The following is a 22,399-nucleotide window of genomic DNA, read 5'->3' on the forward strand; positions in this document are numbered from 1 at the left end:
GATACCTCAACGGGTTGCGTGGATTTCTGCGCCGCCGGTGTCGTGGATAATGCCGCCGGTCACGTCGACGATTGCCGGCGGATCGATGTGGTCCGCCTGGTAATAGCGCGCGTCGTAGTTGATCGCAGTGATGTCGTACGTGTTCTGGTCGGCTCGGGACTTTTCCGTGATGAGAAAGGCCCGCCCGAAGTCCTGGCTGTCGTCTGGGAGTATCCAATATTTGGCGCGGCTGACATTACGCGGATCGACCGAGAGGTCGACAGCGGGCGGCTCCGCCAATACGACCTGCTTTACTGAGGGGCCGGGCGTTACGTCGATGACACCAACCGTGCCGTCCGGATACTGGATCATCATCACATAGTCGGTGCCGTCAGCGAAACGGGTCCGCTGGCTGAGGGTCAGGTTGAGACCGTCCTGGGCAACGACCTCGCCGCTCATGCCATCGAATTTTGCCGTCGTATCCGCAATCATGACCCGCTCCAGCCGGGTCAGCATGAGCGCGTCTTGCGTGGCGGTGAACTCGCTGGTTAGCCGCTGATACCGGGCCTTGTTGTAATAGCGGCTGGCAAGCCACCAAGCGACGTTGAAATCACGGACGCCGTGCATGTCGACCTTTTGTGGATTGGTGGCCGAGCCGTCGGCGGGGAGCCGGACCGTCGCGGGTGCATCGCCGCTCGTGGTGATCACATAGTTGAGCTCGACGCCGTCATACCGGTTGAGCCGCCCGAACATCGGGGTCCTCTTCTGGGTGCCGGGCATGATGTTGCGGTGGTTCAACAGGAGCGTCGAGTCGTCGGTGGCCTTCTCGAATACCAGCTCCAGCTTTGAGCCACGGCGCACCGCCTCACAGAAGCACGCCTCCGCGACCGCCTGAATCATGTCCTCGGCGGACGTCTGATCGTCGTCGAAGCTGTAACCGAAACTCCCGGCCGCGTCGGTTCCGAAATATGCCTTTACCGCGGCGATGGTGTCGCGGATCTGCGGCACATTCAGTTCGAAGTCGCTCCGGCGGCCGATATACGGATCTCGCGCGATGGCACAGATGATGTCGGCGGCGTCGCCGCTGGCAACCAGCGTGCCGTCATCAAAGCCGTCACCGTCCCGGGCGGGCAATTTGCGCCGGCAATTCCGAATGGTCAGCTTGCGCTCTTTGATGCCGATGGCCGCCTGGGTAACGGATTGCTTGGCCCAGATCGTCGTCACGTTGCCGAAATGGTCGACGCCGATCGGCGCGGTGACGAAGAGATCCCGCCATTTGACCTCGTCGCTGACGGTGCCCTGATAGGCATAATCCGTGTTTGTCAGCCGCGTTGCGCGAATGAGGCAACGGCCCGGAAGGCTCACAGCTGCGCTGTAGCCTCTTTGGGACCTGTCCACACCCGATCCCGGCATGGTAACGGTCGTCACCACTTCCGCGCCCGTTGCCGTGCCGGACGCATCGGCCGGCGTGACGCCGATCTCGATGTCGATGTCGACGGGGGCGTTGGTCTTGCCCGTGGTCTTGAACAGCCCGCCCAGCGCGACGAAATTGAGCACGGCGCCCGTTCCGTCCGCGACGTCGACAAAGAACGGCCCGACGTCCTTGGTCGCCAGCCCCGATCCGTTGATCACGATACCGCCGAACACCGGCGTCTGATGGCTCGCCATCAGGTTGACGATATTCCAGTCCGAATTGACTGTTGCGGGATTGTCGATCTGCATCGACGTCGGGCCGACCGCGAGCAGCGTATAGGGATGCCCGAGGTCGTTATCGAGGTTTGCGGTGTGCCCGCTATCGGTGCACGTCGAATTGGCGATCACAAGCGAATCGCCGACTTCAAAGAACTTCGTGAAGTTGAGCTCGTCGTCGTCGGTGCTCACGACATGGCTGCCGTCCCCCGCGCTGACATACCGGAAACGGAGAACGGCGCGCGAGCCGCTGGTATAGGTCTTGTAGTTCGGTGGCAGGAGGGTCTGGCCGTTGACGCCATTGATCTTGTAGACCGTCTGGATTTCGGTTCCGATTGTGTCACCGATAGCGAGCTGCGGGCTGTCGCCGGAGTTCGGTGAGGTGTTGGGGCTGTAGATTTCGACGCTCGCGCCGCTGATCTGCGAAACCGGCGTGCCGCCGTCCAAGATATCAGCTGGGTCGATTGCGTAAGCGCCGCGGCCGATGCAAAGCGGGACCAGTTCGTATTCGAGATTGTCGGTGAACAGGCGCAGCGGGACTCCAAGCAGATCGGGCACCGCCTCGATGCCCCCGAAGATGTCGGGAATGCGACCACCCGAACGCGCCTGGTTGGTCCGATCGCCCAATGCATTGTTGCTGCTCGGCGCCTGATCGTTAGGCGACGGAATTTTCGGCCGGAGGAGCACGCCCGCGATCGCGCCGGCGACACCGATCGCCACCGCGATGATCAATGTTGTGGTCGTTATTGGTTCGCCGGCGTGCAGCACAGCAATGAATGGTCCGGACAGTCTGCTCAGCGCTTCGACGTCGGCAAGGTCGTCCGGCGTGACGTCACAGGACTTGCAGAAGCGTCCATGGTAGAGGCGCGCGTAGTCCGGCCAGCCGCCAAGACGGTCCAGGATCGCTTCCAACGGCCTCTCTGTCTCGAAGACCTCCCATTCCGATTCCGGCGCGTATTCGTCCCGAACGATCTTGACGACGGTCACCGGTAGAATCTCGCTTCCACAAAGCCAAGACCTGCGATGTCGAGGCGCTCGAACCGCGCGGACATCTCCGCCAGGTGCAAGACCTTTCCCCTCACAAAGACACCCATGTGGTTCTCGCCGCGGCGTCGGAAGAGCACGATGCAGGGATCGACCGGAGCATCGAGGCGCTGCATGGTCTTGATGTCGCGATCCAGTAATTCCTCACCGGTGAGCGCGCGCCAGACTTCCGCCGAGAGATCGCGGCAGTCGTAATTCTTGCGCCTGCGACGGACGAGATAGGCGTCGATGCTGTCGAGCACGTCAGCGAATCCCGCGCAGCATCGGGAAGCGAGACGGCAGGTACAGCTCACCGGTGCGGTTGACGTTCATGGACGGAGCCTGGGCGACGAATGACGTCCCCGTCCGGGTCATGGGAAAAGACGTCACTTCGAGATTGAGCGGCCCGATAATGGGCGCGGAGAGATCGTCGGCCCGAAACAGCCAATAGGTTACCGTCGGACAGATGTCCCAGCCATCGGCGGCTTCGATGGCGGCAATCTCGCCCGGAACGATCTTTCCGACGTCGCCGAGATCGACCTGCATACCGTAGTCGAGGTTGGCGCGATCATCCTGCTCGGTCAGCCGCAATGGGTAGAACTGGAAGACACGCGGTATGCCGTCGATCGTAATCGTCACGCCGCCGACTTTGTTGCGAACGATGTAGTAGGTTTGGGTGAAATTCGGGTGCGCCAGCATCACGCATTCATAAGGCCGCACCCGGCCGCGCCGGTTGAGCACGAATTGCGAAAGGTCGCTCATGCACGGGGCCATCTGGCGATGATGTCGGCAAACGCCTGCAGATATCCGGCCATGTCGCCCCCGCTGGCCTCGAAGATGTCGACGATGGAGGAATCGGCGTCGTCGTCCACCTCGGCCGGCAGGACTTCGAACTGCGCAGACGCCATACGCGCGGTGCCGCTGGTCCCGGTTAGCTTGAGCGATTCCGGAATGAAGTACGCCGTGTATTCCTGCAGCGGCGCGCCATCCAGCAACAGGTCGGTCAGAAATGGTTCAGCGCCGCCGCCCGTGCGATTGCGGAAGAACGCGTTCAGGTATTGCCACCGCGCGGCGTCAACGAGCCAGTTCACGTCGACCAAGGACGTGCCGCCTTCAACGTCCGCGGAATACTCCCCGGCGCCGCCGGGCAGCGCGCTCCGGATGATTGCGCCCGAAGGCGGCGTCACGGCATAGCCCGACGATTGGGGCCTGAGCAGGAGCTTGTCGAGCGGCACGGATCAGCTCTTGGGGTTCACGAGGCGACGGACCGCGCCGGCGCCGCGGCTGTTCCGGCTGGCGAGCTCGCTCTCCAGCGCTTTACCCGCGTGCTGATAGACGGCGGCCTCCGACTTCGCATCGATGATGTCGATGATCTCCTCGTCGCCGAGCTGCCGGCGCTTCACCGTCATGCCGGGCGGTGCGTTGACCGTGACCTTGACTGTCGGCGCGGCATTGTAATTTGCCGGTGGCGCAACCTGCCTTGCGAACATCTTGTCGAACGACACGCCGGCGTTCATCGCCGTGAGGGTTGCACGATTGGCGGCGGTCGCCTGCGCGTGAGCGACGAACTCTTGCCCGTGTACGACGCCGGAAACCCGGTCGATTGGACCATTGCCCGTATATCCGCCGCCCAAGAACCCTTGGCCGTTGATCGAAGCGATCTCCGACATGATTTGGCCGCCGAGTGCGATGGCCTGCGCGATCGCGGGAATGTTCTCCGGCCAGGGCAGCGTCATCGCCTGGGCGACGGCGACCTCGAGCGCGAGCGCGGTGCGCGCGATTTGGAAGGCCTTCTCAATGCCGAACGCGATCTTGTAGGCGGCACTCTGCTTGCCGAACATGTCGCCTAAACCAGTCGCCAGGCTGTCGAAGGTGGTCTGCCCGAGCGCTAGCTTTTCGTCCTCGAACTTGGTCCAAGCGGCCAGCGAGTTCGCGCGATACTGATCTTCAAGTCCGGCGCGCAGGTCGAGAGAGCGCTGCTCCGATATCAGCCCGTTGTCTTTTGCCGCATCGATCGCCTTTGAATATTTATCCTTGCCGTCGAGAAGTTGGGCCTTGCTGTCGTCATAAACACCACCTGCGGCCCGACCAAATGGGTTGAGCTGTGCTAACTGCGACTGCAATGCTTCCAGATCCCGCATGAGCCCGGTATCGGCCATACCCCTGCGAAGGTCCGCTCCGGACAATCCGCCCTTCTTGAGGTCGTTGAGCCGGTCCAAGTCGTCTTGGTAGGGCGAAGTGATGGGCCGCGTGAGCGCCTTCAGGCGATCTTGTTCGGTTTGCTTATCGAGCCCCTTGTAGCCGGCGGCGAGCGCATCGACAGACTTCAACAGATCCTTATTGCCGGTCGTCACGGCTTCGGCTCTCAGCGCCTCAAGGCCGAGGTCACGCACCCGCTGCTGGACGAAGGTCGAGATTTGGCCGTAACCGATGGTTCCGGCCGCCACGGCGGAATTGGCCTCGCGTTGCGCCTGCGCCTGCCGCTGTAACGCACCGTATGCCTGGGCTGCGGAATCCACCTGCTGCGCCACCGCCTGGGTGAAGAACTGCATCACGCTCGGGCCACCACCCTGCCGGACCGCGCTTTCCGCCTGCTCGATTGACTTGGCCATCAAGGACGCGCCCTCAGCGCCTCCAATCCATGCCTGTGCGGACCTCGATGATGCAGTGACATTGTCGTGTAGGGCGTCGATCTGGTCGCGGATCGCCTTTGAGGCGGTGGCATAGGCGTTCGTCGATGCGAGTTGCGCCAACGTCATTCGCTCGGCGGGATCAACTGCTTGTCCCGCGGTTTGGAGCAGCGACTGCTGCATCGCCAAATCGGCCTTCTGCGCCGGCGTCTTGGCATAAATCGCCTGCGTCTCCAGCTGCAGCGATTTGATGCGGAGCTGCGTGTCTGACAGGAAGGTCTGGTTCTGGACGTGGAGATCGCCGTGAGGATCGGCAAGCGAGCCGATCATCCCGCGGTCCTGGGCCAGTCCGCGTTCGCCTCTAGCCTTCTGATCGGGTGTCATGTTCGGCCACCCGGCCTTTTGCGCCGTAACCAGCAGATTTCGGTTGTTCAGGGCGTTGTTGATCTGATCGATTCCGGGGTTCAACGCCTTGGAGATGTCATCCGCGCTGAGCGAGAGATTCCGCAGAAGGGCGTCGTGGCCGTCCTTGCCGGCCTTGGCCGTATCGATGGCAAGCTGCTTCCCCAGCCGGTCGACTTCAGCCTGCGCACCGGCCTGGTAAAGCGGCATGCCGTTGACAAACATCATGCCGCCGGCATTTTTTACCGCGTCGAGCTGTTCCTGTGCTGCATCGAGTTGTTCTTTTGTGTTTGGAGCATGGGTCGCAAATTCCACAACATCCGATCCGAACGTCTTGATGTCGTGCCAACGGCGGCCGAGCCAGGTGAGATTTTCGCCGTACTTGATCAGCGACGGCTGCAGCGCGTCGATGGTGGCCTTCACCGCTGCGGCGTGATCGCCCTGCGCCTCCAGATCGATGATGTGCTGACGGGTGGCCGCGTCGAGGAAGCCAGTCTTGGCGTTGAGCGTATCCACGCCCTTCGAGAGATCGGAGAACGACGTGCTCAGTTCCTTCACCGCTGCGTCGGCATCCTGGCGCGTCGTCGCGGCATAGTTCTCGGTGAGCGCGGTGAGCTGCTGGATTTGGCCGCCGACGATCCGACCGGTCGAGGCATAGGCCTCGGCGTAACCGCGTGCGGCACCTACACCGATGTTGCCCTGGTGCGCGCCGGCGACGGCAAGGGCGTCGAGCCCGCTGGCCGTCACGCCGGCGCCGCGGCCAACGCCGGTGAGCGCGGACTCCATCGCCTTGCCGTTGGAGATCGCCTCATAGGCGATGTACGCCACGGCGGCGCCGACCCCGAGCAGGGCGCCGCCGGCCAGCACCGCCGGCGTGATGAACGAGCCAATGAGCCCACCGACCTGCTTGATGATCCCGACGGGACCGACCCCACTCTGCTGCATGATCTGGACGAACTGGCCGCCCTGCTGCGTCAGGATCATGAACGGTGACTGGCCCATCGCGAGGCCCGACGCGACGTCGTTGAGCTGGTAGCTCAAATTCGTCATTTCGCTGGCGGACAGCTTGGTTTTGCCCGCCATGGTCGCCAAGGGAGCCGCCGAGGCCGCATAGCTCGCGTTGGCATGCTCGATGGCGCGGATATAGGACCCTTCGGCGGTGAATGCCCCTGCCCGTTGAGCGGCCTCGATGGCCTCGATCTCCTGCTCGTAGCGCTTCGACGCGGCATAGAGCGGGTCGAACTTCGTCTGCAGCTGGTCGAGCGCGGCCCCATAGGCCTGGATGTCTTGCGCCCGGCCGGCCGCGTCGAAATCGTCTTTCACGCCCAGGCGCGTATTCAGGTTCTGTTGGAACTGCGTCTGCGCCGGCGCCGCCGGCTGGCTCGCCAGTTGGGCATTGTACTGCTGCTGCAGCGCGATCAGCTGTTGCTTTGACTGGCGCAGCGTCGCTTCGGCCGATACCGCGTCGCGCATCAGGGCGTTGCTGCGCGCCAAGCTCAGATTGAGGCCAGTTGTTGAAATCTGCGCTTGCTGGCGCAAGGCCTCCATCGCCTGCTCCGACTGAACGCCTTGGAGCGTGCCCTGATTAGCCGAGATTACGGCACGCGCAGCCGCGAGCTGAGTGGCAATGAACGCATTTGTGGCTACCGCGCCGCTGCTGTATTTCTGCGCGAGCTGTTGTACACGCATGCCATATTGGTCGGCGTTGATAATGCCCTGCTGGAAGGCGGCATCGGTCACCCTCATGGCGCGCTGAAACAGGTCTTGCTGGCGGGCGCCTTCGATTACCGTCAGCGACTGCCGCGCATAAGCATCCGCGGCCGACAGCGAGCGCTTGGAGCTGATATCGGTGACCGTGGCTGTCGTGCCCGCGGCATTCGACACGCCTCCGTAAGCCGCCGACAGCTGGTTCAGCCCAGCCGTCGTCTCGGAAACACCCGTCTCTGTGGCTTGGATCGTGATCCGGCGGATTGTTTCGAGGGAAACCCCCATCAGCGATACTCCGATGACGTGGGCCAATCGAACACCGGCAACTTCAGGAGATTCGAAACGCTGTCGCGCGCGATCCTGGTGAAGGCGTCGCGCTCCTGAGCGTTCTTGTCACCCTGCAAGCGGTGCGCATCGCTCAATGCGGCGGCAGCGAGATCGATGGTCGACTCAAGGACACGCACATGCGCTTCCAGTCGCTGGCCCGCAATGATGAGGCCCGAGATCAAGTCTCGAAGGCCGCCGATATAGGCGGCCACCGATTGGGGGTTGCCGAGGTCGAGCAGATTGTCATTTGCCGCCATCAGCCACCCCCCTTGTTCTTGAGCTTTTTCAACTCTTCCTCGTACTTCTCGCCTGCCCAAAGCAGGTATTCGTCATCGACCGCACGGAGCATCACCTCGAAGAGCCAGAAGTCGCTCCCCGAGATGCCGCTCCGTTGCGCGTAGGTGCTGATCGACGTGAACCAGACGCGGCCTAGGACGCCCGACTGGCCCAAGCTGCGGTCGCCCCGCAGCGAGTACCAGGCGTCGCGGACATGCGCGGACCAATCTGGCCATTTGGCCTCGTTCGGCCGCGCGATGTCCGTTTCCCTGCCCTGGAAGTGCAGCGCCGCGTCGGGATATTCTGCGATGATGTCGGCGAGAAAGTCGTCGGTGCCCTTGCGCTCTAGATCGTAGCGGAGGGCGCTTCGGAGTTTTTTGCGGCCGCCTCCGTGAACTTGGCGTCGCGGTCGCCCACCCGGCTGGCCGCCAGGATGACCTGGCTCTCGACGGCGCGGTAAGCCGCATTGGTCAGGTAGTCGATCCCGGTCTTCATCGACCAGGCGAGCGACTTGCCGTCATCGCCATCGAAACCTTCCCAGCCGCGCAGCAGATGCGTCGCCACCAACTCGCCGAGCGCCGGTTCGAGCTCCGGCGACGTCGGCGCCCGGCCGAGGTTGGAAGTCTCCTTCTGAATCAGCATCTCGCGTGCCGTCTGGTAGTCCTTGCTCAGGAGAGAGCGGACCTTGACGCGCGGATATTTTTGGGTCGAGGGATCGAGCCCCCAGACCTTGATGTCCTCCCACTCGCCCTCGTCATCGACGACGTGTTCGAGCGACGAAATCTTCAATCCCATGGTGTCACCTCTGTTCGGAGAGTGGCAGGCGGCGCCCGAACACGCCGCCTGCCGTTGCGTACGCACTCCTCCACCGGCCGTGACAGCGACCGGAGAGGCCTTACCCCGCGCGTTCGGGCGCGGAGAACTGCTTGGTTGAACTGCTACGCGTATCGAGCGCGCCCGACCTTCAGCCACCGATGAACAGTGGCGACATCAACGCCGATAGCGCGCGCGGCGCCGGCAATGCCCCAATATGCCGTGTCCGCAATAATCACCGGCCTCGAGCGAGGGTGAGCCGCGCCCTGCGGGAGACCTCCCTTGCGGCTGCGTCGACGATCGCCCTTCCTCGGTGTGAGCCGCTCCGCGTCGAGGCCCACGTCCAGCCGATATTGCAGCGTCGAGTACGCAAGACCTGTTGCGCTCGATGCGACCTTGATGCCGGAATATCGGACGCCGTCCACCTCAATTGCGTGACGCAGCGCGCTGGCAGCCTTCTCTCGCGCCGCCGGTGTTTGAACGGCGGACATATCGCGACCCAGCGCAGCGACCGAGCGCCGGCGCTGAGTGGCTGGCGACTGCTTCGTACCAGATGAACCTGGGCCGCCAATGGCCCGATTTGTCAGCTCGGCGCCGAGATATTTGAAGAGCACAATCCAAAACTGCTCTGCTTCAACCCACTTTTCAAACGGAACGACCTCAAGCGCCTCAGCTTCCGGCCTCTTACCGTCCGCGGCGATTGCACGAATTCTAGAGCAGCGAGGACTTTGAATTTGCAGATGCAAGGCATCGTGCACGTGAGACCCAAAGCGTCGGCAAATCGCCCTTGTGGTCGCCCCGACATAAAACGCCGAATAGTCGCGTGGGTCGAAGAGTGCGTAGATCGTCACAGGACGACCTACGCAACTCTTCGCCGACAAGCAAGGCAGGCCCATGCGTCGGCCTAATTCTCAAACCACTCGATTCTGTCCATCAAAATCATGGCGCCGGTGACGGTCTCATCCTTCGACGCCACGGCCTGCAGCGAGAGCATCACATCCTTGTTCATCGCGTCGGCATTGGGCGAGCCATCGCCGTTGTAGGTGAGCTGCGGGAACGACAGGATGACCGCGCGGCTGTCCTTCGCCACCCGGGCGTTCAGCGACGTCAGGGTGCCCGCGAAGAACTTCGCGAGCAGCGTGTTGTCGCCGAAATAGGTGTTGATGGTCAGCGTCACCTTGCGCGAGTGGCTGCTAATCGCCGCCGGCCCCATGCTGTCGATCGCGTCGACCGCGGTCAGCTGGTTGTCGATGGTCCATTTCAGCGACTGCACGAAGTTGGGAGCGGCCAGGCGCGAGCCCGCCTCGGCGATGCGGCCGACGTTGGCGCTGGCGGCCATCACCGGGAACTGCGTCAGCGACGTCGTCGGATCCGGGACGGCATCGAGCGGCGCGATGCTCTGCGACGCGCCACCCATGCCCATGAACGTGACGGAGCCGGTGATCTTCGTCTTGGCCGTCCAGTCCTGGGTGTACTGGCTGACCACCATTCCCGGCTGCTTGATGTAGGTCGGGACGGCCTGGCCGAGAAATCCTTTCTCGATCGTCTGCCCGATCTGCGTCGTACCGTTCTTGATCTGGTCGCCGAACCAGAACTTGACCGTGAGGCCGGTGCCGGTCTCCGTCGCCCAGCCGCTCGGCAGGTTGTCGAAGGTCACCGCATGGGCGGCGACCGCGATGATCCGCACCCAATCGTTCAGCGCGGCCGTCACGAAGCGGTTGCCGGCGCCGGTGCCGCCAATCTTGAGCCACTTGCCGGGCTGCAGCGCCGCGATGGTGGTGAAGTCGAGGGACGTCGAGCTGATGCCGTTGGCCGTCGCGTTGATGTCGCCCGCGTCGCCCTGGAAGCCCACACACTTGACGCGCGCGCCGGCCGGCGGCACCGCCTCGTCCGTGATGCCGGAGCCTACGAAGCGCGGCACCGTCGCCGAGCCCTGCGTGCACTTGAAGGCGCTGGGGCTGTTGTTGCCGGCGACACCAAAACCAAGGAAGCGGTAGAGCTCGTTCGCGGCGAAGGCCGTGCCGGTGATGACTGTGAGCACCTCGTTGGTGGTCGCAACGGCGGTGATGACGCTGTCGGCGGTGCCGTCATTGTCGCGGAAGTTCGTGGCCGACCAGGTGTTGTGGAACGCGGACTCGATGTCCGTGGACTGCGGCGTCGCCGGGTAGGGATAGGACAGTTCGAACTTGATGTCGCCGTTGGAATCCTCGCCGGTCTTGATCGGCGGGCCGTTCATCCCGTCGTCGCGCAACTCTTCGGAGTCCACGAAGGTGGGGACCCATTTCAGGCCCTCGCCCGTGGTCCGGCGCGCGCGCATGCGCGGACTGGCGGGCGTGGTGCCGACGGTGGTCTCCTTGACGGAGGCGACCTGAACGCGGTTGGTGCTGGCCATAATGGTCTCCTTTCGCGCCGCGGGTCGCGCGGCACGCTGCTACGAGTTGAGGGTTGGCGGCGTGTTGAGGGCTTAGGCGGCGTCTTCGCCCTCATGGGTGATATCCGCGATCTGCGGCATGGGCGGCTCGGCGGCGGCGGCGGGCGCAGGATCCTCGTTGGCCGCCGCGATGAACCCGCGCTCGACCAGGTCGGAGAACGAGTGCGGTGACAGGTCGTCGCCGCTGTTGACGGGCGCGCCGGCCGGGAACCGCTGCGTCAGGGAATTGAACGTGATCTCGACGACATACCGCATGTGAATCTCCGCTAAGCCTCAATCCTTCGCCACTCGATGGAGACCGGCAGCTCGTACCAGCTGCCCTTCTCTTCCGATGGCGCGCCGGTGCCGATGAAGGCGTCCATGAACTCGAGCGACCCGTCCAAAAGCGTCAGGCCCCGAAACAGGTTTGCGAGCTGCTTTGCCAGCTGCCTGGCGCGAGACGAGCCTGATCCCGACGGGACAAAGACCGGCAGCCATAGTTGGCCCGCCTCGTCCCACCGATTGTCCGCCTGCTCGTGCGCACCGATCGACGCCTGCCCGTAGACGATGCCGCTGAGCGACACCGCCACCCATGGTTTGGGCGGCTCGGGCTTCACAAATGGCTCGTTCTCGTACCGGATAGGCGGCACATCGCTGGTGATCGGGTCCACAATCAGTGGACTGGTCTCCGGCCGCTTCAGATAGGCGACGATGGCGTCATAGACCTCGTCCATGCCCTACCTCATCGTGACAACGATCGCAGGCACGCGCGTTTCGCGCTCCATCCGCATCGCAGAGAGTTTCGCGCCCTGCCCTCGCAGCGAGGCGCGCTGCATCCGGTTCCAAGCACCGGGGACATAGGACAAGAGCGGCGAGCGCCAACTAAAGCGCACCCTCGCGATATTCGAATAGCGAGCGTCGACCTTAAGGGCCGTGAACTCGTAAACGCCTTGCAGCGCCATCCTCGACTGTGGCGGCCGGCCGGCGAAACCCTCGATTTTGCGTGCGTAGGGCAGCGGATTGAGGAACACGTACTCGACAGCGTCGACCGGCGCGGATTCGACCGGCACTTCCTGCCCATCGGCGAACAGGATGTGGTTCTTGCGATATCTACCGGACAGGAACGGCGAGATGGCCCAGAGCTCAGCGGCAATGAGCTTCAATAGGTCAGCAACCAGGTCATATTCGCGGACGATGACGCCATCCGCATGAACCGTGTCCAGGTCCCGCCCTTCGACACCGTCGACATAGGTTCTGCTGGTCGGCAGGTGTCCTAGCGCTCGCCTGTTCGTCTCGTCAGCTTCCACCAGCAGCGCCCGTGCGCCCTCGGCAAGTTGCCGCCCGCGTGCCGCCGGCGACAAGAGTTCGTCGAATGCAAGCCTCACGTCGCGCTCGATCGTGTCGATGCGCGTCCGCACAGCCATTGCGCGTTAGCCGCCTGAGACCTGGCAAACGTGGACCAGGATCTCGGTGCCGAGATACTTCGGTTCGGCAGCGTCGATCGTCCGCGTAGTGCCGTCGATCACCATCGTGTCGCCCGACATCGGCGGCCCCGGCCAAGACGCGGCGGCGATATCGACATTCGAGAATATGACATGGCTGCCGAGCTGGACGACGGAGCCGACCAGGCGCTGGATCATCGCGCCGTCGGTCGATCCATAGACCGTCACTTCCGCAGCCGGGTCCGCTCCGATGGCCGGCCGCTTCAGCAGCATCGGCCGGCCGAAGCGGCGCAGCGCTCCGGCGATAGAGTCCTTCGCGCTCATACGAAACCGACGTTTCGATACCGCTCAAGCGGCGACGCGACACTCGGCAGCACATCCGACCCGGCCAAAACACTGTCGAACAGGGTGTAGCTGTAGAGGCCGTTCAACACACTTTCGGAGCGAAGCGCGGGGTCTCTTTGTGCGCCGAACCTCGCCGCCTTCACAAGCTGCACCGCTGCACCTTGCACCTGCTCCGGCAGAGTTTCATCGTCGTCATCGTCGGGGAGCACGTAGCCCGTGCGATGGCGCACAGTCACCTCGTGACAACGCCAAAGGCTGCGCCGGCCTTGACTGAGCCGATACAGCAACCCTGCTCCTTGGTCGACCTCATAGTCGTCGGGCGTCAGCGCCGTCTCGCCTTCCATCACACTGGTAATCGAGCAGAAGCCCGTTGCCCGTGAAGGGTCGGGGAACCCGGACGCAAGGACAAGCACCTCCGCGCGCCGAACACCCCGATGCTTCTCTTCGACCAGGTCTCGCGCAAACTCCCGACGGCAATATCCGACGATCGCCTGGGAGGCGCGCGCCCGGAAGGTGTCGAGGAGCGTATCCGACGAACCGTCGGCGATGCCCAGCTCGTTCTTCACCGTATCTAGCGCCACGAGAAGGCGGTTGTCCGCCTTCTCGATGATGGTGACGATCGGCAGCACCTGGCTTAGCTCCGCGCCTGCCAGGCGCGCACGTAGTCGACCAGGAGCGTGCCGACCGAGGTGGCAGCGCCCTCCTTGCCGATACGGGCGACCGGCTGGAGCGCGAGGCCGGCGACAGTGCTCATGTCGAACTTGGTGCCGGCCGCAACCTGATCGCCGTTCACGAAGAACTTCACGCTGGCGATGTCGGTGCAGTCGATCCGCACGATCAGCCAGTCCACTGCGGTGACGGTCTTGCCGGTCGCGACCTTCGTGCTCTCGTTGGCCGTGTCATCGTGCTCGACCGTGATCGCGCCGCCACCATCGGCCCGAAACCAGATACTTTCCGCGACGGTGTCGACCGCGGCATTGTGATCGCCGCACAGGCCGATGCACGCGATCACGGCGCCGGTCGGGAGAACCGACAGGCGGATCCTGGCCTCGAAGATCAAGCCCTGGTTGAGCACCAGCGTGCGCTGGTTGGCCCAATCGACGCCCGCGAGCTGGACTTCATTTGTGCTGCTGAGCGCCAGCGCGAGAACACCATTTCCCGAATTGGCAAGCATGCCTTCGGTGCCGCCCGCGGTATCGCGCGCGCCCCAGCTCGTGGTGTTCAGCGCGTTCCCCAGAAAGTCGTCGTAGAACACGACGGGCGCGAGAGGTAGCACACGCTCATGCGAGGTGCCTTCGAAGAAGGTCAAAATGCCGTTGAGGAATTTGGACTTCGTGGACATTGGTAACTCCTATTTCCGACCGATTGGCCGCCATTGCTGGCGAAAGTAGAAGGATGGGAACGGGCGCCGGCCGTCGGCCAGCGCCCGCCGCCTGGACTACGCGATCGCGGTGAGGGGAACCTGCGACGCGAAACGGGGCTTGAGCAGCTCTACCAGGACGCCGCCGAGGACCGGATCGTTCACCACCTCGACCGCCTTCAGGCGCAGCCAACTCTTGTCGCCCATCCGCTGGGATTCGACTTCGACGACGTAGAGCTGATTGGCGCCGGCGGTCGTGGCGAAGCCCGCGGCCGTCGCGGCGGCGACGTCCGACGGCACATCGTCGGCGCCGGCGTAGGCCTGATAGTAGAACGGGAGCGCGACGGGGTTCGCGCCGGTCGCATCGTCGCAGGCCTCCACCGTGATCGTGGACGTGCCCAGCGCGCCGGCGGCCTTGTGCAAAATGAACCGCGCCGCGTGGTAGCCCGACATCTTGACGACGTCGGAATAGACGGTCCCCGAAAAGGCGTCGGCGACCGCGTCGAGGCCACGGACGATGTGGCGCTCACCGAAGGTGAGATTGGACATTGCTTAGCTCCTGTTGATGGCTGGGTGCCGGCGACGCGTTGCACGCGCCGCCGTCGCCCGGTTACCCGCGGGTCGCGAGCGTGATGAAGGTCGACTGCTTGTCGGTTCCCTTGAACGGCGTGATCGGCTTGTCGTCGACCGGCTGGCCGTCCACGCGATAGATGAACCGGAAGGCCTGCTCATCGCTCACGAACGCCACATGGATCGACGTGGCATACTGGATGTCGCCCTTGTCGATCATGACGTAGTTGGTGGGGTCGGCGAGAACGATATCGCCTTCGGTGCCGAGCGTATTGCAATACTCGATCGGCATGACCGGGCGGCCGAGCAGCGTGCCGAACGGCGACTGCGACAAGCCGCCAGGCGGCAGATACACGGGAACGCCGCCCGTGCCGATGACGAGCTGCAGCGCCTGGAGCGCCGGGAAGCAGTCCTGGTTGATCCACCACTCCGCCTTGGGGATCGACCGCGCCGGGAGCCGCGCGAACATCTTGGTGATGTTCGCATAGACGATGGACTTGGCGTCCTGGCCGGTCTCCTTCGCCACCGTGACCTTGCAGCCCGCGTTCATGAAGCCCAGGGGCTTCGCGTCGCCGCTGCCCTCGAACATCGCGTCGTCGACCATGAAGGCGAACTCTTCGGGGAACGCCTCGGAGATCACGCCGGCGAGGGCCGTCGAGTCCTGCAGCATCTCGCTGGTCGCATAGAGCAGGCCGCCGAGCTTCTTGAGCTGCAGGTTCATCTGCCGGAACTTCGGGCGCGTCGGCGTGAGGGAATCTCCCTCACCGATCCAGTAGGTCTGCATGCCGCCCCAGCGCGAACCCGTCGCCCGGTTGTCGTCCTTGAGCGCATTGATCTTGAGGCCGTTGGACTTCGCAGAGATCGGAATGCGGCGCGCGCGGCCGGCAATCTGCGCGATGTCGAACGTGCGGGCGAGCAAGCCGTCCGCGATGTCCTTCTCGACCAGAAAGCCGCCATCCTCGGCGATCGTCTCGTTCGACCCGAGCGTCGCCTCCACGAGGAGCGGGTCCCGCTGCCCGGCCACCTTGACGCGCCGCACGGCGGTCAGGAAATCGCCGAAGGCCGCCGTCTGCGCCGACGTGAGCACCTGACCGTCATGCAGCGTGTGGGCGCTGGTGGGCAGGTTCTTGTACTTCGCGAGGAAGCCCTGGACGGGCACTTCGGGGTCGATCGTCTCCGGGTCGACGGCCGGGCTGGCCTTGGTGCCGCGCAGCTTCTGCAGCCGCTCGGCATTGGCGATTTCGCCGTCGAGCGTCTCGACCGCCGCGAATGCGGCGTCGATCTTCTCCTGACGGTCGTCGCCGGTCAGCGTCAGTGCCGCTTCCGCGGCTGCATATGCCTTCACGCGATCCTGCTGAAGGCTCACGATATCGCGCATGGGGGTCTCCTTTGTTGCGCTTGTGAATGGACGCGAGCGCGCCCGACTAACCGCGGCCTTCGCCGAGGAAGTGGTGATGCTGTGGGCGGCGCTATTTGCGCAGCGCGTTCAGCTTCGCTTGGTTGGCGGCGTGACGCGCGAGATAAGCCTGCGTGGCATCCTGCGACTGGACCTTGTCCGCCATGCCAGCGTTGACCGCGGCGGCGCCGACTGCGACGCCGCCCTGCATGAATTCGGATTTCACCCGCGTGGCCGTTGTGTTGCGGTATTTCGCGACGTCGGCGATGAACTCGCCTTCCATCGCGTCGAGCGTCGCCCGGATCTGGGCTTGGCCATCTTCGGACTCGGGATCGACCCGCTTGTTCGGCGCATTCGAGCTGACGATCTCGATGTCGATGAATCCCTCGGAGTCGGGCGCAACCTGCTTCGGCACCGCGGCGACCACACCAATCGAGCCCACCAGCGCGGTGCGATCGAGATAGACTTCGCTCGCCGCCGAGAGCAGCCAGTAAGCGGCAGACGCGCCGCTGCCGGTGACCTGCGCGACGGTCAGCTTCTTCTTGGCGCCGGCCGCAATCACGGCGGCGAGATTCGCGACGCCGGGCACCTGGCCGCCGGGGCTGTCCACCAGCAGCATGATCGCGCCGACATCGGCGCTGGCGAGCGCCGCCCGATAATCGGACTGGAATGTCGCGACGGACGTGGCGCCCGACATCTGCGTCATCATGTTGGCGCGCGGAAAGATCGGACCCGTCAACGGAAGGATCGCAACACCGTCCTGGATAAAGGCGCGCTGCGTTCCCGCCAGCGGCTGCGCAGCGGAGCCAGCCATCAGCCGGTAGTCGCGCTGCTGCCATTCTGCGGCACGCGCCTGGACCTCAGGATGGCCGGCATCGCGCTGAGCCAGCGCTGCCAGGAACGGAAGCCACGACGGCTCGATCGCCCACGGCTCTGCCGTCAGCGCACGGAAGATGTGCGACATTACGAAGTCCTCGCTTGGTACGGTGAGTTAGTCCTGGCCGTCTTTGGCAGGCGGGGCCGGCGGCCGCTGCTGTCCACGACGGCTTTGGTCCACGGTATCCGCAGGCATCATGTTCGACGGCGTGAGATAGGTCTGCCCTTGCCCATTCGGCAGCCGCTTCCGGTTCTCAAGCTCAAGCGCATCGTCGGCGCTCAGCCAACCCCACTGCCGCCCTATCGCATACGCGCGATAGCGGCTCTCGAGATCGCCGCGCATCAATGCGTCGAGGTTGCACTCGACGTAATACATTTCCCGCTCTGACGGCGTGAGGCACGCAATCTCGATCGCGGATTCGACGTTTTGCGCGAGGGCCGAAACGGGCCCGGTAACGTAGTCGATCCCCTGCTGCTCGATGTTGGAGAACGTCGCCCGGTCGAGGATTCCGATCTTGTGCGGCGGCACGCCGTACATCGAGCAGCATTGGACCGCCTGCTCTTTGCGTGTCTCGGTCATCTGGCTCTTCTGAGGGTCGAACGACCACTCTTTGAGCTTGATCCCCATCTCCAGAATGGCGATCTTGAACGAATTTTCTACGCCGCCGTAGACACGCTCGATGCCTGCGCGAATGCGCTTCGCGACCTCGTCGTCAGGCAGCTTCTTGTCCATCTCAAGAATGGCCGACGGCTTGGCGCCATTCTTGAAGAAGCGGCCCGCAAAACGCTCGGCTGCGATCGCGAGCGCGACGGTTTCTTTGTTCCGGACAATCGGCGAAATGCCGATGACCCCGCCATTCGCGCAGCCGTCGGTCGTCGCGCGATAGGCGACGTGGATGATGTCCTGCCAACTCAAGTTCTGCTGGAGTTGGCCGTTTTGCGCGAAGTCAAAGAACGGTTCGCCGTCCGTTTGCCATTTGTGGTTGATCGAGCCGGGCTGGATCAGCGTCAATCGAGACAGCCTCGCGCTGTCATCCCGCCTAACCCGTGAATATCCATTCCCGCGCGTCAGCGCATTGGCAATGAGAACGCGGCGCCACTGATACGAAGAGAGCCACGGCGCAGGCCCATACTTCAGGAGCTTGTAGAGCGGGTGATCTACGGCATGCTCTCGGTCATCGCCCCGCTTGTACAGAATACACGGCACCTTCGCGAGATCCTCTGCCAGCACATTCGTGCAGGCAGAAATTCCAGGCACCGTCATCGCCTCTTCCGGCGTTACACGAACACCCGATGAGCTGATCAGCCCGCCATCGTCGAGACCTTTGAGCCAGTCGTCGACATATCGGTCCTGGCTGCCGTCTCCTTCGGAGCCGAGAATGCGCGACCAGTATCCCATCTTCAGCGTGCCGCGCGGATCGAGCCGAGGACCGCAATGCCGAGCAGCAGCGCGCCGGTGATGATGAACGCGGCTGGACGATAGACCAACCAAGCGCCGTACCCGATCAGGCCGATGCCAACGCAACCAAAGACGAGGCGCGCATAGTCGGCGATATCGGCGGGGTCAGGACGCGTCATCGTTCATCCCCATACCGGCATTTTGTAGTCCTTGGAGAACCCCGACGGCGCGTCTGGGTTTCTCGACATGACCGTAACCGCGTTGAAGAGGGCCATGGCCGGATCAATTTTCGCATCACCGGCATTCTGCTTTGTCGCCCGAATTGCGGTGGCGGTGGGCTCGATCTTTAGGTTGCTGACGGTCCAGTCCATCACCGCCTGGTCAGCGTGCAGTAACGTCCCGTTAGCGAGTTTGCGTTCGGCCGTCTTGATCGCGTTCATCAGCGCAAATCCTTGCGGCGCACCAATGACGAAATTCTGCTCCGCCTCTTTGTTCTCTTCGAGGATATCGATCTCAGCTAGCGCATCGACCATTTCGCCGATGCCGGCCGGATCGACCGCCACGCAGTAGAGAATTCCAGCGTCCTTGACCTTCCGAATGACGTCCACGATGTCAGAGATGTCGTTGAGTTCGTCGCCCACGATCGTGAGTTCGCCAGCCTTCTCGAATTCCTCAAGAACCGTCGCGATGGACTTGCGGCGGTCAAGCACGCCCTTATGACACCATGCGTGCGACCAACTGAGCCAACGCTTCTCACGACGCTTCACTACCGCGCCATCGTCACCCTTCACCTCGACGTCGACTTCGCGCGTCTCGCGGCCAACTACGGTCAATCCGTAGAGGTCATCGAGGCCGCCCCCGTCGAGGCCCACGACGACGACTTCGCAGCGCTCCAAGATGACTTCCAGCGTGATCGCGCTGTCGGCCCGCTTCTTCCAGTGTTCTGCACCAGCCCAATTGTCCGAGCGCGCGCCCATACCAGGCTCGACGTTGGCGTGCTTTGCGAAGAAGCCTACGAGCGATTTCTGGCCTTCGCGGGTCGCCTCATCCAGATCATCGAGCAGCGACTGCTCGTCGACCGACGCACCGAGATTGGGGTTGGTGATGTAGAAGTTCTTCGGGTCCTTGTAGGCGGTATCCCGAACCATCTCCTCCGGAAACTCGTACAAGAGGCCGAGCGAGCGCGGCACGGTGATCTTGCCATCGCGTATATCGCGAAATCGCCTTAGCCAATCGAGGAAGACGCCGGCGGGCGGTTCATCACTTTGCGTTGATAGCGCGATCACGAAGCCTTCCGGCCGGCTCTTTAGACCGCCCATCGCTTCGCGAAACATATTCTTGGCGTTGGCTCGCTTCCCAAATAGCCAGAGCTCGTCGATTAGAACGCCAGTTGCCTTGCTGCCGCCAACCGTCTCTGAATCGGCGGCGACGATCTTTAGCGTCGCATTCGTCTCCAAGTGCTTGATCGTTCTCTCATGCACGATCGGCTTGAGGAAGCGACGTAGCTCAGGATCCTCCGCCACCATGTCCATGGCGGGGTCGGCGGAGTTCTTCGCGATCTCGATCGTCGGCGCCAGGATCGTAAAGCTGGCCGAATGGCGCCAGTTCAGAAGAAGGGCGGTCAGCATGATGCCGGCCGCCTTGGTGGACTTGCCATTCTTCTTCGAGATCAGTTCGAAGAAGCGATTGATCTCCCGGCGCCCGGTCTCCGGGTTGTATGCGCCAAAGACGGCGGTCGGCAGGTCAAACACCCACGGCCGCGCGACTTCGCCGAACGTGGGCTTGCCGAGCACATCGATAATCTTGAGCGACCGAAAGATGTCGAGCGCTGCGGCAGCTTCGTCCGGGAAGAGCGCGCCGCAGGGCAGCAGCGACTTGCCCGCTACGATACGCTCGCGCCAGTCAAGGCACGCGGTTGACCAGGTCGGCGGCCTCAATCGACGTCATCCACTACGGCTTCGCCGTTGACCGCGGCCAGCTTCGGCGCCGGCCGTGGCGCAAAACGTCCTCCCGCCGCCACGGCCGCTGCCGCGTCGGCCCTGGCGGCGACCTTCTTTCCGACATAGCCCGGAGCGGCCGAGGCAGGCGGGGCTTCCAGATCCACGATCTGCGTTAGGGCCTCAAGCCGATTTGTCGCCCCAACGAGCCCATCATCGACCATCTGCTTGCGCAGGTTGCGCAGCACCTCGGCGCGGGCCAAGGCCTTGCCGGTCGCGAGCTCGTCCGGGAAGTGCTGGCGAAGTTCATCCTCGGTGCAACCGATCGCGCGAGCCACGTCCACCGGCTTCATGTTGCAGCCGATGAAGAACGCGACGTCATCGCGGTGCGTCTTCGTCGGCTTGAACGACGACTGCCCCGCCTTTGCAGCCTCTGCGATTTTTTTTACGGCAAGAATCTCAGCAGAAAAATATTTGCGGAAGGTAGGAACCGACAGATCGAAGAGCTTGGCGACCTTCGCGATTTTCGCGCCAGCCCCTAGTAACTCTTGGACTTTTCCCCGTTGTCCGGGTGTCGGCTCCTTCGGAGGCCGCCCACGTTCTGCCATGGCGGTGTCCGTCCGATTTATTTTCCGGTTGCCGGTGCGCCGCTCGCATCCCAAACATCACACGCTAAAAAAAATCTGCGCGTGCTACCGTATGCGGTTACCGCCCCCTACGGTCGTAGGGATTGCACCCCCGGGGGGGTGGGGTCGGGCGCGAGGTTCCCTGGTCAGCCTGCCGAGGCGCGCGCGCGGCGCGCGCGGGCTATCGCGGTCTTCTTGCCGTGGTGTGACCCGCAAAGGCACTGGCCGTTCTTCAGGTCGAAGGGCTGACCACCGTCGCGCCGCTCAACGATGTGGTCCGCGAACACGCGGTGATCAGGCTGAGCCTTCGTACACCGCAGGCCGGTACGCTCGTCTATGTCTTCACAGCGACCGCCTGCGCGACCAATCACCTGGTCGGACCAAGTGCGATGTTCGGGCGTTAGGTAGTGGCGCTCGGCTTCCTTCGGCGGTGGCTTCGCGGTGCGGCTGTCCAACGTACCTATGCGCGCACCGATCATGCGCAGCTTGGTCATGGGTCCGCCCGAACATGGTTGCGCCCGGTCAACTCTTTCGAGCCCCGGGCGCACCAACTGAACATGCCGATTCACATGCCACATACCGTCTCCCCTTGCAAGGGGAGGAAGATCAGATGTAGCCCCAATGCCGCGCGAGCACGTCGAGCCCATCAAGCAAGAGAGGCAGCCCCGCCTTCGGATGGACGCGGATTGCACGCGTGCATGCTTCGAGACTGGCGTTCCCATCATCGATCAACAGCATCTCGACTACATGGCGAGATCGCTGGCCGAGCTTTCTGATTGCGTCGCCGTATTCCTCCATCGCGTCGAGCTTGGCATCCGCCAGCGTGGTTCTCGGCATTCCGCCACCGCCGCCAGTCAATTGCACGAAGCCCTGCATCCGCGCTTTCTGGAACAAGTCCTGGAGCCGATGGCCTGCCGCGACGTGGTATTCCTCGATGTTTCGCTTCGAGAAGAGCCACTCCAGCCGATCGATCTTGCGCATCGTAACCAGCACCCGCTTTCCGTCGCCGTCGGGATCACGCACCTTGCACGCGACAGCGCGGCTTCCGTCGTAACCGGGCTCGCATGGCGCCTTGGCGCCATATGCGGCACGCAGGCGCGCTGCCTGTTCACGGATGTCCGCAGCGCGCTTCGGATCCTGTTCGATTGCAGCGCGGGCCATGCCCTGCGCGTGAGCGCCCGTGGGCGCCGGT

At 63.5% G+C, this 22,399-nt stretch carries 25 protein-coding genes; all 25 read right to left on the reverse strand.

Annotated elements, in window-relative coordinates; all coding sequences use genetic code 11:
* Positions 1-6: 6 nt before the first annotated feature.
* A complete protein-coding gene (locus tag WDM91_10855; GenBank protein MEI9995085.1) occupies positions 7-2,655 on the reverse strand; it encodes a host specificity factor TipJ family phage tail protein in 2,649 nt (882 codons plus the stop codon).
* A complete protein-coding gene (locus WDM91_10860) occupies positions 2,652-2,954 on the reverse strand; it encodes a hypothetical protein (protein MEI9995086.1) in 303 nt (100 codons plus the stop codon). The genes WDM91_10855 and WDM91_10860 overlap by 4 nt, the downstream gene beginning before the upstream one ends.
* A gap of 1 nt (position 2,955) precedes the next feature.
* Positions 2,956-3,453, reverse strand: a complete 498-nt coding sequence (locus tag WDM91_10865; GenBank protein MEI9995087.1) for a hypothetical protein — start codon at positions 3,451-3,453, stop codon at positions 2,956-2,958.
* A complete protein-coding gene (locus WDM91_10870) occupies positions 3,450-3,926 on the reverse strand; it encodes a hypothetical protein (GenBank protein ID MEI9995088.1) in 477 nt (158 codons plus the stop codon). Before WDM91_10870 ends, WDM91_10865 begins: the two co-directional genes overlap by 4 nt.
* A 3-nt stretch (positions 3,927-3,929) precedes the next feature.
* Positions 3,930-7,715: a phage tail length tape measure family protein gene (locus WDM91_10875; protein ID MEI9995089.1), complete on the reverse strand. Its 3,786-nt coding sequence runs from the start codon at positions 7,713-7,715 to the stop codon at positions 3,930-3,932.
* Positions 7,715-8,014 (reverse strand): hypothetical protein, encoded by a 300-nt coding sequence (locus WDM91_10880; protein MEI9995090.1) that lies wholly within the window; start codon positions 8,012-8,014, stop codon positions 7,715-7,717. The genes WDM91_10875 and WDM91_10880 overlap by 1 nt, the downstream gene beginning before the upstream one ends.
* Complete coding sequence (locus WDM91_10885; protein MEI9995091.1) at positions 8,014-8,208, reverse strand: hypothetical protein; 195 nt, start codon at positions 8,206-8,208, stop codon at positions 8,014-8,016. The genes WDM91_10880 and WDM91_10885 overlap by 1 nt, the downstream gene beginning before the upstream one ends.
* 170 nt (positions 8,209-8,378) lie before the next feature.
* Entirely contained in the window at positions 8,379-8,828 is a 450-nt protein-coding gene (locus WDM91_10890) for a hypothetical protein (protein MEI9995092.1), read from the reverse strand.
* Positions 8,829-8,971: 143 nt separating this feature from the next.
* On the reverse strand, positions 8,972-9,697 hold the full coding sequence (locus WDM91_10895; protein MEI9995093.1) for a hypothetical protein: 726 nt from the start codon (positions 9,695-9,697) through the stop codon (positions 8,972-8,974).
* Positions 9,698-9,750: 53 nt separating this feature from the next.
* Positions 9,751-11,238, reverse strand: coding sequence for a phage tail tube protein (locus WDM91_10900; GenBank protein MEI9995094.1), 1,488 nt, complete (start codon positions 11,236-11,238; stop codon positions 9,751-9,753).
* 72 nt (positions 11,239-11,310) lie between these two features.
* Positions 11,311-11,532: a hypothetical protein gene (locus WDM91_10905; GenBank protein MEI9995095.1), complete on the reverse strand. Its 222-nt coding sequence runs from the start codon at positions 11,530-11,532 to the stop codon at positions 11,311-11,313.
* An 11-nt stretch (positions 11,533-11,543) separates the two neighbouring features.
* A complete protein-coding gene (locus tag WDM91_10910) occupies positions 11,544-11,990 on the reverse strand; it encodes a phage tail terminator-like protein (protein ID MEI9995096.1) in 447 nt (148 codons plus the stop codon).
* Positions 11,991-11,993: 3 nt separating this feature from the next.
* Positions 11,994-12,680, reverse strand: a complete 687-nt coding sequence (locus tag WDM91_10915) for a hypothetical protein (protein MEI9995097.1) — start codon at positions 12,678-12,680, stop codon at positions 11,994-11,996.
* Between the two features lie 6 nt (positions 12,681-12,686).
* On the reverse strand, positions 12,687-13,022 hold the full coding sequence (locus WDM91_10920) for a hypothetical protein (protein MEI9995098.1): 336 nt from the start codon (positions 13,020-13,022) through the stop codon (positions 12,687-12,689).
* The gene (locus WDM91_10925; protein ID MEI9995099.1) at positions 13,019-13,672 is read right to left on the reverse strand and encodes a hypothetical protein; all 654 of its coding nucleotides are present in this window, start codon (positions 13,670-13,672) and stop codon (positions 13,019-13,021) included. Before WDM91_10925 ends, WDM91_10920 begins: the two co-directional genes overlap by 4 nt.
* 5 nt (positions 13,673-13,677) lie before the next feature.
* A complete protein-coding gene (locus WDM91_10930; GenBank protein MEI9995100.1) occupies positions 13,678-14,385 on the reverse strand; it encodes a hypothetical protein in 708 nt (235 codons plus the stop codon).
* Between the two features lie 96 nt (positions 14,386-14,481).
* On the reverse strand, positions 14,482-14,952 hold the full coding sequence (locus tag WDM91_10935; protein ID MEI9995101.1) for a hypothetical protein: 471 nt from the start codon (positions 14,950-14,952) through the stop codon (positions 14,482-14,484).
* A gap of 61 nt (positions 14,953-15,013) precedes the next feature.
* Entirely contained in the window at positions 15,014-16,351 is a 1,338-nt protein-coding gene (locus WDM91_10940; protein MEI9995102.1) for a phage major capsid protein, read from the reverse strand.
* A 91-nt stretch (positions 16,352-16,442) separates the two neighbouring features.
* Complete coding sequence (locus tag WDM91_10945) at positions 16,443-17,333, reverse strand: S49 family peptidase (protein ID MEI9995103.1); 891 nt, start codon at positions 17,331-17,333, stop codon at positions 16,443-16,445.
* A 27-nt stretch (positions 17,334-17,360) separates the two neighbouring features.
* A complete protein-coding gene (locus WDM91_10950) occupies positions 17,361-18,644 on the reverse strand; it encodes a phage portal protein (GenBank protein ID MEI9995104.1) in 1,284 nt (427 codons plus the stop codon).
* Positions 18,645-18,646: 2 nt separating this feature from the next.
* Positions 18,647-18,823 carry a hypothetical protein gene (locus WDM91_10955; protein MEI9995105.1) on the reverse strand — a complete coding sequence of 59 codons (177 nt, stop codon included), beginning with the start codon at positions 18,821-18,823 and terminating at the stop codon, positions 18,647-18,649.
* A gap of 3 nt (positions 18,824-18,826) precedes the next feature.
* Entirely contained in the window at positions 18,827-20,581 is a 1,755-nt protein-coding gene (locus WDM91_10960) for a terminase TerL endonuclease subunit (GenBank protein MEI9995106.1), read from the reverse strand.
* Positions 20,578-21,189: a hypothetical protein gene (locus WDM91_10965; protein MEI9995107.1), complete on the reverse strand. Its 612-nt coding sequence runs from the start codon at positions 21,187-21,189 to the stop codon at positions 20,578-20,580. The genes WDM91_10960 and WDM91_10965 overlap by 4 nt, the downstream gene beginning before the upstream one ends.
* Positions 21,190-21,353: 164 nt before the next feature.
* A complete protein-coding gene (locus WDM91_10970; GenBank protein ID MEI9995108.1) occupies positions 21,354-21,701 on the reverse strand; it encodes an HNH endonuclease signature motif containing protein in 348 nt (115 codons plus the stop codon).
* Between the two features lie 112 nt (positions 21,702-21,813).
* Positions 21,814-22,368, reverse strand: a complete 555-nt coding sequence (locus WDM91_10975) for a hypothetical protein (GenBank protein ID MEI9995109.1) — start codon at positions 22,366-22,368, stop codon at positions 21,814-21,816.
* Between the last annotated feature and the right edge of the window lie 31 nt (positions 22,369-22,399).

This window comes from Rhizomicrobium sp., assembly GCA_037200385.1.
Taxonomy (GTDB): domain Bacteria; phylum Pseudomonadota; class Alphaproteobacteria; order Micropepsales; family Micropepsaceae; genus Rhizomicrobium.

Excerpts from the sequence above, each read along its gene's own strand:
- WDM91_10865 (MEI9995087.1), bottom strand. The coding sequence starts at position 3,453 with ATGAGCGACCTTTCGCAATTCGTGCTCAACCGGCGCGGCCGGGTGCGG.
- WDM91_10875 (MEI9995089.1), bottom strand. The coding sequence starts at position 7,715 with ATGGGGGTTTCCCTCGAAACAATCCGCCGGATCACGATCCAAGCCACA.
- WDM91_10880 (MEI9995090.1), bottom strand. The coding sequence starts at position 8,014 with ATGGCGGCAAATGACAATCTGCTCGACCTCGGCAACCCCCAATCGGTG.
- WDM91_10890 (MEI9995092.1), bottom strand. The coding sequence starts at position 8,828 with ATGGGATTGAAGATTTCGTCGCTCGAACACGTCGTCGATGACGAGGGC.
- WDM91_10900 (MEI9995094.1), bottom strand. The coding sequence starts at position 11,238 with ATGGCCAGCACCAACCGCGTTCAGGTCGCCTCCGTCAAGGAGACCACC.
- WDM91_10905 (MEI9995095.1), bottom strand. The coding sequence starts at position 11,532 with ATGCGGTATGTCGTCGAGATCACGTTCAATTCCCTGACGCAGCGGTTC.
- WDM91_10910 (MEI9995096.1), bottom strand. The coding sequence starts at position 11,990 with ATGGACGAGGTCTATGACGCCATCGTCGCCTATCTGAAGCGGCCGGAG.
- WDM91_10915 (MEI9995097.1), bottom strand. The coding sequence starts at position 12,680 with ATGGCTGTGCGGACGCGCATCGACACGATCGAGCGCGACGTGAGGCTT.
- WDM91_10920 (MEI9995098.1), bottom strand. The coding sequence starts at position 13,022 with ATGAGCGCGAAGGACTCTATCGCCGGAGCGCTGCGCCGCTTCGGCCGG.
- WDM91_10930 (MEI9995100.1), bottom strand. The coding sequence starts at position 14,385 with ATGTCCACGAAGTCCAAATTCCTCAACGGCATTTTGACCTTCTTCGAA.
- WDM91_10935 (MEI9995101.1), bottom strand. The coding sequence starts at position 14,952 with ATGTCCAATCTCACCTTCGGTGAGCGCCACATCGTCCGTGGCCTCGAC.
- WDM91_10940 (MEI9995102.1), bottom strand. The coding sequence starts at position 16,351 with ATGCGCGATATCGTGAGCCTTCAGCAGGATCGCGTGAAGGCATATGCA.
- WDM91_10945 (MEI9995103.1), bottom strand. The coding sequence starts at position 17,333 with ATGTCGCACATCTTCCGTGCGCTGACGGCAGAGCCGTGGGCGATCGAG.
- WDM91_10950 (MEI9995104.1), bottom strand. The coding sequence starts at position 18,644 with ATGGGATACTGGTCGCGCATTCTCGGCTCCGAAGGAGACGGCAGCCAG.
- WDM91_10955 (MEI9995105.1), bottom strand. The coding sequence starts at position 18,823 with ATGACGCGTCCTGACCCCGCCGATATCGCCGACTATGCGCGCCTCGTC.
- WDM91_10965 (MEI9995107.1), bottom strand. The coding sequence starts at position 21,189 with ATGGCAGAACGTGGGCGGCCTCCGAAGGAGCCGACACCCGGACAACGG.
- WDM91_10970 (MEI9995108.1), bottom strand. The coding sequence starts at position 21,701 with ATGACCAAGCTGCGCATGATCGGTGCGCGCATAGGTACGTTGGACAGC.
- WDM91_10975 (MEI9995109.1), bottom strand. The coding sequence starts at position 22,368 with ATGGCCCGCGCTGCAATCGAACAGGATCCGAAGCGCGCTGCGGACATC.